This window comes from Candidatus Cloacimonas sp. (assembly GCA_039680785.1).
Taxonomy (GTDB): Bacteria; Cloacimonadota; Cloacimonadia; order Cloacimonadales; family Cloacimonadaceae; genus Cloacimonas.
Genome location: JBDKSF010000038.1, coordinates 1 through 8,580, shown reverse-complemented (window position 1 = coordinate 8,580; position 8,580 = coordinate 1). Strand labels below are relative to the sequence as shown.

At 37.5% G+C, this 8,580-nt stretch carries 10 protein-coding genes; 2 read left to right on the top strand and 8 right to left on the bottom strand.

Going from position 1 to position 8,580, the window contains the following annotated elements:
* Nucleotides 1–74 precede the first annotated feature (74 nt).
* On the top strand, nt 75–242 hold the full coding sequence (locus tag ABFC98_02425) for a hypothetical protein (protein MEN6444884.1): 168 nt from the start codon (nt 75–77) through the stop codon (nt 240–242).
* A gap of 141 nt (nt 243–383) precedes the next feature.
* Here the strand turns inward: ABFC98_02425 and ABFC98_02420 are convergent, their stop codons facing one another.
* Nucleotides 384–962: a hypothetical protein gene (locus tag ABFC98_02420; GenBank protein MEN6444883.1), complete on the bottom strand. Its 579-nt coding sequence runs from the start codon at nt 960–962 to the stop codon at nt 384–386.
* Between the two features lie 347 nt (nt 963–1,309).
* Here ABFC98_02420 and ABFC98_02415 point away from each other — a divergent pair, with 347 nt between their 5' ends.
* Complete coding sequence (locus tag ABFC98_02415; GenBank protein MEN6444882.1) at nt 1,310–2,284, top strand: hypothetical protein; 975 nt, start codon at nt 1,310–1,312, stop codon at nt 2,282–2,284.
* A 26-nt stretch (nt 2,285–2,310) separates the two neighbouring features.
* Here ABFC98_02415 and ABFC98_02410 read toward each other — a convergent pair whose 3' ends face one another.
* The 7 genes from ABFC98_02410 to ABFC98_02380 form a co-directional block, all read right to left on the bottom strand.
* Nucleotides 2,311–3,147 (bottom strand): site-specific DNA-methyltransferase, encoded by an 837-nt coding sequence (locus ABFC98_02410; protein MEN6444881.1) that lies wholly within the window; start codon nt 3,145–3,147, stop codon nt 2,311–2,313.
* Between the two features lie 144 nt (nt 3,148–3,291).
* The gene (locus ABFC98_02405; protein ID MEN6444880.1) at nt 3,292–4,287 is read right to left on the bottom strand and encodes an LPP20 family lipoprotein; all 996 of its coding nucleotides are present in this window, start codon (nt 4,285–4,287) and stop codon (nt 3,292–3,294) included.
* Nucleotides 4,288–4,379: 92 nt separating this feature from the next.
* Nucleotides 4,380–5,099: a hypothetical protein gene (locus ABFC98_02400; protein MEN6444879.1), complete on the bottom strand. Its 720-nt coding sequence runs from the start codon at nt 5,097–5,099 to the stop codon at nt 4,380–4,382.
* Between the two features lie 13 nt (nt 5,100–5,112).
* On the bottom strand, nt 5,113–6,231 hold the full coding sequence (locus ABFC98_02395; protein MEN6444878.1) for a hypothetical protein: 1,119 nt from the start codon (nt 6,229–6,231) through the stop codon (nt 5,113–5,115).
* Entirely contained in the window at nt 6,216–7,307 is a 1,092-nt protein-coding gene (locus ABFC98_02390) for a hypothetical protein (GenBank protein ID MEN6444877.1), read from the bottom strand. The genes ABFC98_02395 and ABFC98_02390 overlap by 16 nt, the downstream gene beginning before the upstream one ends.
* Nucleotides 7,308–7,424: 117 nt before the next feature.
* The gene (locus ABFC98_02385) at nt 7,425–8,264 is read right to left on the bottom strand and encodes a peptidylprolyl isomerase (GenBank protein MEN6444876.1); all 840 of its coding nucleotides are present in this window, start codon (nt 8,262–8,264) and stop codon (nt 7,425–7,427) included.
* Nucleotide 8,265: 1 nt separating this feature from the next.
* The coding region (locus ABFC98_02380; GenBank protein ID MEN6444875.1) for a tRNA dimethylallyltransferase at nt 8,266–8,580 on the bottom strand (315 nt) is incomplete at its 5' end.

Below are 8,580 nucleotides of genomic sequence, written 5' to 3'. Positions count from 1 at the left end.
TACTTGATTCTCTTATGCCTCTCCTCCTCCTCTCCTCCTTCACTCGTCGTTAAGGATGAGTTGTGGTGGGGTGGATGACGAGTGGAAGTGAAGTAGCTTGCTGGAACAAATTAGCTAACTATTTGGTAATATGGACTATAGGATTGCTTTGCGGAAGATTTTACCGTCTAAATTGGGAAAATGCGGACTTGCGGATTTTGAGGATTGCGGCTAAAATGAACCCAAAAGTTGCCAACGATTGATATCCTCGTAAACCCATCCTAAAATATTTAGGAAGCTACCTAAACAAATAGGGAGCTTCCTAATTTGGCTGCAATAGAAACGGTGCGGATGTTCATCTTCAGCTAAGGAAAAGAAGTTATGGCATCCTCCGTTTATCTATTTTAATATTTTTCTACTGATTTTTCCAGTTCCTGAAATGCCTGCGAGGCTTTAAATTGATTGTAAAGAGCTTCCTCATTATTAATGCTCTCAGCTAATTTCTTGTTGATTTCGTCTTTGGGTATCTTTAGCTGAATCCAGGTCTTATAACGCATACCTTCGGGCTCGGTAACTCTTCTGGTTTCAATACTGCCCGTTACCACACCCGTAAATTTTGCGGAAGAGACGGCTTTAACCACATTTTGAGTAAGAGCCAAAACCTGAGGATCTTTCACGCCTGCTTCTTCTTCATAATTTTTCAGCATACTATTTACTAAAACTTCTACATACTGAGCCGCTTCTTGAAGTGCATTGGCTCTGGCAGCATCCATTGAAGCATTTTCGGAAAGCTTGGTCGCTTGTCCGTAAGTACAAACAAAATCCTTTTCTGGTTGGCTTGACCACCAGGTAGGTCTATAAACTACTTCTCCCTGGGGTTTGCCTTGGGGAGTGGCTTCTGTTTTTTTGTTGGAACTGCAGGCAGAAATCATAATTATAACTGCCACCAGAACTAAGAGTAACATAACTTTGTGTAATTTCATTTTTCCTCCCTTTCTCGGGTCCAAATTTTTTCTCGGTTACTTTCTCTTTATTCAATTATACAAATTAACCCAATAGCGGGTATATGTCAAGTTTATTCTAAATTTTTTTCAGCAATTCCCAACTCCCATTTTGTTTTTTCACTTATCTTAGTAACCAATTAGCGTTTGAGGAAAAATTACTTGACTGGAACTAATAAGATAAAATCGTGAATATTATCGTTTATTACTATATCGATTATAAGAAATGAACGCAGCGAAATGTAATAAAAAAAATGAGACACAATGAAGTGGGTATTTACACTAACATTGGGGACTCAACAAAATATATTTTTTAAGAGGTGCCAAGTATGGAAAGTCATTTAGATACTCTTAATTATCCAGAACTAATTGAAAAATACAGCTGGATTCTGGAAGAAGATCAAAATTGCATATTAAGTCCTGATTCGGATGGATTACTTTGTGGTTTGCTAATGTCTAACTACTTGAATTGGAATATAGTGGGCTATTATGATGGTAAAATACTGATAAAAGATAAACAAATTGAACTCAATGACTGTATTTTCTTGGATATGGAGATTTTCCGAGAGTATATCAGAAGTGCAGGTCATCATATAGTTTTATATTCTAAAAGAGCAATACCAGAACTATGGGCTAACTTAAGCCAATGCATTCAGCCAAATCTTCTGCGAGGTTATTATGGTCAAACCCATTTTAAAACCAAGTATCCTTTAGGAATGATTCATTTACTAATTGGCATTCTGGATAATAAAATAAAAATACCAATAGAAACAGATAGCATCTGCCCTCTCCTTTTTACGGATGGCACTTTTAAAAATTTATTCAATTACCCTGAAAACTGCCTCAGTTGGTTACACTATTTAGGAGCAGAGCAAGAAACATCCGCTCTCCATAAAATTTTCTTTAACGATTGTTATACAATCACATCGTTAATGATAGCCCTAAAAGAACTCTTTAGTGTTATTGAGCAAAATGATTATAGTGATAAAATTAAAATCTCTACTCGCAATGGTAATATTGATGGACTACAAAAAGATAAGTTCTCTTACTGTTTTGATTATCAAACATGGATAAAAGCAGAGAACTTTTTGAAATACTTATCAGCTAAGACAAAGTGGAACTATAACAGTAACAAATGGACTCAATCAGGATTTGAGGCATATCAGTTTACTAAAAAGAATAACAAAGCACAAGTGGGGACTTTTAAACAAATTATGGCTGAAAATCCTATATCTATGGCTCAAACCAGTTCTACTTTAATAGAATATACTATTGATACACAAAATATATTTAAGAAAGAATAGTGTATTTATGGATTGCATTGATTTTATTATAGAAACATAAGCTGATCTTCCTCTTTCCTTCCTTCAATTTCAATGCGCTGTTTAGCTAAGTTAACATACTCTTCGGATATTTCAAAACCCAAAAATTGGCGGTTTAATTCAATAGCTGCCAGAGCAGTAGTTCCAGAACCCATAAAAACATCTAAAACAATACCTTCAGGGGGACAAAAACATTGGATAAAATCATAAGGCAATTTATCGGGAAAAGTGGCAGGATGTTTATGTTTTAAGCGAGAGCCATCACCCGCCGTAAGATATTCCCATACAGTTCCCCTACATTTCATTTCGTTTATTAAAATAGGTCTTGTAGCTATTCTAATACCATTTGTTAAACGGGTTCCACCCCCTGTAAGTGTCTTTCCTCCATGTTTGGAGGGAACTTTCAATGGCTCTTTATTAAAATATTGGGGACGATGCCCTTTCAGAAAAACCAGCATAAACTCATGATCAACTCTGAATCTTGTATTCCACCAGCCACCTTCAGCGCCGTATTTTCTATAAATTAGTGTTTCAAAAAGACGAAATCCAGCATTATCACACCAGTCAATGGCTGTCCTAAAAGTAGTTAAACTCTTGGCAAAGTTCTTGGTCTGATCCTGCATAACCATCACTGCAATACCACCTTCTTTCATAACTCGATAAAGTTCAATGCCTACAGAATGCAAATCAAGTGAAAAGCCATTATAATCTCTTATTCCATCGTAAGGCGGAGATGAAACACATAGATCTATAGATCTTTCTGGTAATTTTTTCAGACCTTCTATGCAGTCGGTTTGATATATATCATTTAATTCGTAAGGTCCAAGCATATTAGTTTCTCTCATCGCCATTTTTATTACATCTTACTAATCAGCCACCCTTTGTCAAGTTCCATTTTTTATTTGGTCACTCTAATGCCGCAGGCAAAAATGGGATGGCAAACACTGATCTGCTGCCAAAACCGCAAGATTTTTAGTAAAATAGGTGTGTTATTCCATTTGAGATAGGTAGTTCGTAAATTCCTTATTGAATTTGGTTTCAATGTTCTTAGCAAGCACTTTGATCCCGCGGGAAATTGCCTCTTCCGGAGAAGAGCCACCCTGCTCTGTTTTATCAACAAAGGAAAAAAGTAATTTATCACCTCGCAGGAAATGGATTTTTAAGCTGAAAGGTTGATAAAATTGTTTCCCGATGGTCTTTTGTGGTTGGGGTGTAAGCAAGGCATAAATTCTAAATTCCGCTTTACTTTCTTCCACCAGATTATTCAATCCCATTTGATTAAAAACATTTAATAAGGATGCCTCCAGAGATGCTGAAGAATCTCCTTTTACGATAATGCAAAAAGGAATATCTTGGGCAGCTTCAGAGCGCATTTCTTTCAATTCCTGCAAAGAACAAGCCGGTCGTAAAAATGAACCGGATTCACCTGCCAAAGCATTATAATAAACAAAGGCATTTTGCGTGGCATAATATTTATCTATTGCCTGACACAATTTGGCAAAACGCAGCAAAGGGTCTTCCACTTTAAAAAGACAATTGGCAATAAAGTCCTCACTTTCCACAATTTCTTTTTCATAAAGGGCAAGTAACGCTTTTTTATTCAAGACGGCTAATGCATAGAAATTGTTTGTGTTAGGATCTTGATATGTCTCTTTTATTTCGGTAAACTTTATCGTTCCTTCCGAAATTGCTTTTACCGAGGTTGAAATAGAGCTGTTTATTTCTGAGCCGGAAGCGGAAGTCGTTTCACTTTCCATACTTTTCGTAACAGCCGTAACCCGTGTTTCAAAAAAGCCCGCGATGTTTTTCAAAGCATCGTTTTGAGCACTTTTAAGCTCTTTGCCAGTTCCTACTGCACATAAATAGTTACTGGCAGGATATTGACTATATGGATCTGAAATCCACTCGGGTCTTTTACTGGCTGCGAAAAGAACTGAGTTTATCACCATCAGTAAAATGAGGATATAAAGAAACTTTTTTGGCATATTAGCGCTCCCTGTTCTAAGATGAAAAAACAGCATTAAATGTGATTAAAATCACTGCTGCGGTTAATGATTCCTGTTCCCAACGCATCAAATTACTGGAATAAATTTGCCGTAACATCAGGAGGAATATCTATATTTTGGGTTTTGGCTATAGTTACAAATTCGCTAATGGTCTTCAATTGGTTGGTAAGCAAACCCGGAAGCCCAATTACTACATTTGTGGCATAGGGTAAATCCTTAACATACACTACTGCTGCTATCCCTTGGGCATTTTTGGCTTCATTGACGAACATTTTGGCACTTTCCAAAACAATCTTTTCGCGCGCAACGGAACCGGCAAGATAGATAAAACCACTTAAAAAATAGGTCTTTTGTATTTCACTTAATTGGGCTTTATTGGTTTTTAGATCTTCCAGTTTTAGCTTCATCGTTTCGGAAATTTCTGCTTCACTACCTTCCAAGTTACCAGAAATCAGTGATTTACCTTCTGCTTCAATTTTAACATATTCCTGACGCATACCCAAAGCAACGGCAACCATTTCTTCCGCTATTTTGGAATCTGCTCTGGCAAGAGTATAGTTATTATTAATTATCTTGAAATTGGTCGTTTTAGGAGTAAGCAAAGCAGTGGCAAACGCTTCCAAAGAAAGTAAGGGAAACTGATTATAATATTCCGGATTATCCAGCTGGGTATCATCCAGAAAAAGCTTATTTTCCACTTCTTTAGGTTTCTTTTTTGCTTCCAGAGCCGTCTGTAAAAAGAGCAGGGATATTACTCCCCCTATAATTAACAAGACCTTAGCTATTCTCATATAAACCTGATTATTACCTACCGAGCTTAACGCGCAGCTGATCAACCAAATCCTGAGAGGCCTTAGTTGCGGCTTCAATTAAGGCATTGGTTTTAGCTACCGAAGGATTGGAGCCCAAACCGCTAAACTGATAAGGTCCTGCACTGCAAACCTTTACCGCAAATTTCTTGCGCAGGTCTAAGATATATCCATTCACTTTTACATATACTTTGCTGCCTCCGGAGACAGGATCAATTTCTTCTCTGCCAACATCCAACATCGCTATAGCCAGAAAATCTAATTCGGCATCGCGAGCAATATCGGTTGCCTCTTTTTGCGTAGAAGAAGAAATTTCATTTAAGGAAGCAAAATCGTAAGCGAATTTTTCCGGTAAAATGCCTACCTCGTAAGAGGGGACTACTTCAAAATTGGCTTTATTGAAAATTTCCGTTACCTTAGTATCAATTTCGCCGGGATTGAAAATGCGGTAAGAAACTCCTTCACTGGCATTTACAACCGATTGAGAATATACTAAAGAGCCGCCTCGGGAAACACTTTTATCCATATTCACGGCTGCTTTGCTATCGGTAGAGATTTGATTGTCATCCGAAATATCACTGTGGGTTTCTCCGCGAGTGGAAACATTTCCGGAAACGGAAACATCGGACTTGGTAGAAATATCTTTTTTAATGGTTGGACTCTGCGTTTCCACGGCTGAGACCTCACGCGCCACATACACGAAACTTAAATAAGTGGGTTCTGAAGTTTCCATTACATCTTTCATTTTTTGGTTGATCAATATTTCCAGTTGAACATCGTCAATCGTTACTTCCAGTAATTGTTCCCAGATGCCGTTTGTAGAGGAGCCCTCGTTTAAGTAATTAACTTCCAGAATGTAGCTATCAATATTTTTTTCAATTTCCGGCATCAGTTCGTTGATAAGTTCCCTTCTGCGTGTGTCTTTTTCGGAAGCGTATTTTTTAACAGCCAAAATTTTGGCATTATAGAGAGCGGTTTTAAGCTCTTCTGGTTTGGGTTTGTTCTTTTTGGTTTCTACCGTGGCTTTTACTTTTACTTTCACTGCCGCTTGCAAATAAGCGACAGAAAAAAACATCATAACGCCAAGCAGAATAACGGTTAGTAGTTTGCGCATTTTTTTAGTATCCCCTTCATTAAATTTTTATCTTCTTTAAGCGTAGCAGGAATTTTATCGGATAGCGTCAGAAGAAGAATTTCGTTATAGTTATAGAATTCGTTACCGATTTTTTGTCCGGCAGCGATTTGTTTGGCAGCTCCATTTTGAATGGTTTGCTTCCAATATTCTTGGTTAAATTCAGCATCATAAATTCGCATTTCCAATTCTACACCATAAAGATCAACTCTTTCTGCGGCAGTTTCTTTGTAAAGCTTTTTCAGAAAACGCTTCACATTGAGGTCTATATCATAACTGGATGCCGGAATGGTGAAATTTTGAATGCTGGCATCGGAAAAGGAAAGTGACATTTTATACGATAAATTGCTGCGAGAATAAGGTAAAACGGTTAAATTCATTTTGAAAGCAAGCGCTTCAGTTAAATGCTGAGCTACAATACTTTTGTATGTCTCAATTTCCGGTTCGGAACCAAATGAACCCAAAACAGGCAAACAGTCCTCACTGAAATTCACATTGGCTATCTTGATGGTCAATGAACCGGTAGAACGAATGTAGATGTTTTTTTGATTTGCCGCCAGCTTTTTCAGGATATAATCGGTGTAGAGTTTTTTAAGAGTTTGCATAATGGTCTGCTCAGCTGGTTCGCCATCATAAAGATCAAGATAAGTGACATTTATGGGATAGGACTGCAAAATGGTCATCTCCGCAAAATCCATAATAAAGACCGTGCAGCCCAAATTGTAAATTGCCTTGGTTTGTTTTTCATAATATTCAAAAGCAACTTCTTCGCGGTTCAAAGCAATTGCCAGAGAAAGAGTTGCCTTGCTTTGATTTGGAATGTCCAGAGTGAAATTTCCCAGTTCCGGATTAGCCGAAAAATAGTCATAAAACAATTTATCCAAATAGGACTGGGAGGAAGAACTCTCTTGCAGCAATTTTTGGGAGTAGGGATAATTTTTAGCAATATCAGCATACGCACCGCTAAAACAAAAACCGGCATATTTAACTTCTTGACTGGCAAATAAGAAACTCGCTGCCAAAATTAACACCAATGCTATCATTATACTCTTGTGCATATATAACTTCCATCCTCCTATTTATACATCTACTTATTATTATCCTTATTAAGTTATGCTAAACATCTGATAAATTAACTATGAACCAAACACGCCAGCACCTTGAACTCTTTTCTCTCATAGATTTTCTTTATATATCACGATGTGGGAAGCGTATTGCTTATGTAGTTCATTTAAATGTCTAATTAAGAGATATTCTCTTTCTATCTGCTGCAAACGGGCATAAAGATAGTCCTTTATGTCATCAAAGGAAATATAATCCTTATCGCTTTCTCCCGTTTTCATCAAAATATGATAACCATATCCGGACTGGAAAGGTTGGCTGATTTCCCCTACCTTCAAAGCAAAAGCAACTTGCTCGATTTCGGGAATCATTTTGCCTTTGGGAAACCAACCCAGATCACCACAGGCAGAATTACTGGGGCAATCGGAATACATTTTACAGTAATGGCTGAAGTCCTCTGCATTATGAATTTGGCTTCGGATATTGGCTGCTATGTCTTCTGCATCTTTCCTCTTGTTGCTAATTAAAATATGAGAGCAGCGAACCTGTTCTGATTTCAGAAAATAGTCCTTTTGCTCAGTATAAAATTCTTGAATCTTGGCATTAGTGACAGGAATATCCTGAGGGCAAACACTATTGATATATTTGTGAATCATCAGCCGCTCTTTCAGAAGGGTTTCCATCTTTTGAGGGGTAGGTTGGGTATTGGAATCGCTCCAGAGACCTAACGGATTTTCTTCATCCAGAAGCTCCCAGATGGCATTTTCGTATTCATCATCGCTGATTTTAATCCCGGTCTCTTCTGCTTTATGAAGTAGCAGGTATCTGTCTATCAGCCGTTTAAGAGCATTCTCCAGACATTCTTCTCTTTCTGTGATATTAACCTTGCTACATTCGCGTTCCAAATCCTGCTTACTAATCTCAAATTCAAACACTTTGGCTACTATTTGCATTTTATTTCTTTAGACCATCCTCAATCTTTGTTATTATTTCAGATAATATAATCGAGGAAGAGTCAGTTGTCAAATTGAAAATATATTTCCGATTCCAGGTTATTTGTCTTTTGGCATAATTTCTTTGATGCTGAGCTGCCAGAACTGCACATTCTTCAACTTTCGCTGCTCTGTTAAAATACGGAAGGAATTCTTTATATACCATACAGTTCAATGCCGGAGACGAATCCGAGTAACCCATCGCCAAAAGGTCTTCAATTTCTTTCAATAAACCGTCGGCAAGCATTTTTTCCATCCTCAGATTGATGCGTTTATA

Excerpts from the sequence above, each read along its gene's own strand:
- ABFC98_02395 (MEN6444878.1), bottom strand. The coding sequence starts at position 6,231 with ATGCGCAAACTACTAACCGTTATTCTGCTTGGCGTTATGATGTTTTTT.
- ABFC98_02390 (MEN6444877.1), bottom strand. The coding sequence starts at position 7,307 with ATGCACAAGAGTATAATGATAGCATTGGTGTTAATTTTGGCAGCGAGT.
- ABFC98_02425 (MEN6444884.1), top strand. The coding sequence starts at position 75 with ATGACGAGTGGAAGTGAAGTAGCTTGCTGGAACAAATTAGCTAACTAT.
- ABFC98_02385 (MEN6444876.1), bottom strand. The coding sequence starts at position 8,264 with ATGCAAATAGTAGCCAAAGTGTTTGAATTTGAGATTAGTAAGCAGGAT.
- ABFC98_02415 (MEN6444882.1), top strand. The coding sequence starts at position 1,310 with ATGGAAAGTCATTTAGATACTCTTAATTATCCAGAACTAATTGAAAAA.
- ABFC98_02400 (MEN6444879.1), bottom strand. The coding sequence starts at position 5,099 with ATGAGAATAGCTAAGGTCTTGTTAATTATAGGGGGAGTAATATCCCTG.
- ABFC98_02405 (MEN6444880.1), bottom strand. The coding sequence starts at position 4,287 with ATGCCAAAAAAGTTTCTTTATATCCTCATTTTACTGATGGTGATAAAC.
- ABFC98_02420 (MEN6444883.1), bottom strand. The coding sequence starts at position 962 with ATGAAATTACACAAAGTTATGTTACTCTTAGTTCTGGTGGCAGTTATA.
- ABFC98_02410 (MEN6444881.1), bottom strand. The coding sequence starts at position 3,147 with ATGAGAGAAACTAATATGCTTGGACCTTACGAATTAAATGATATATAT.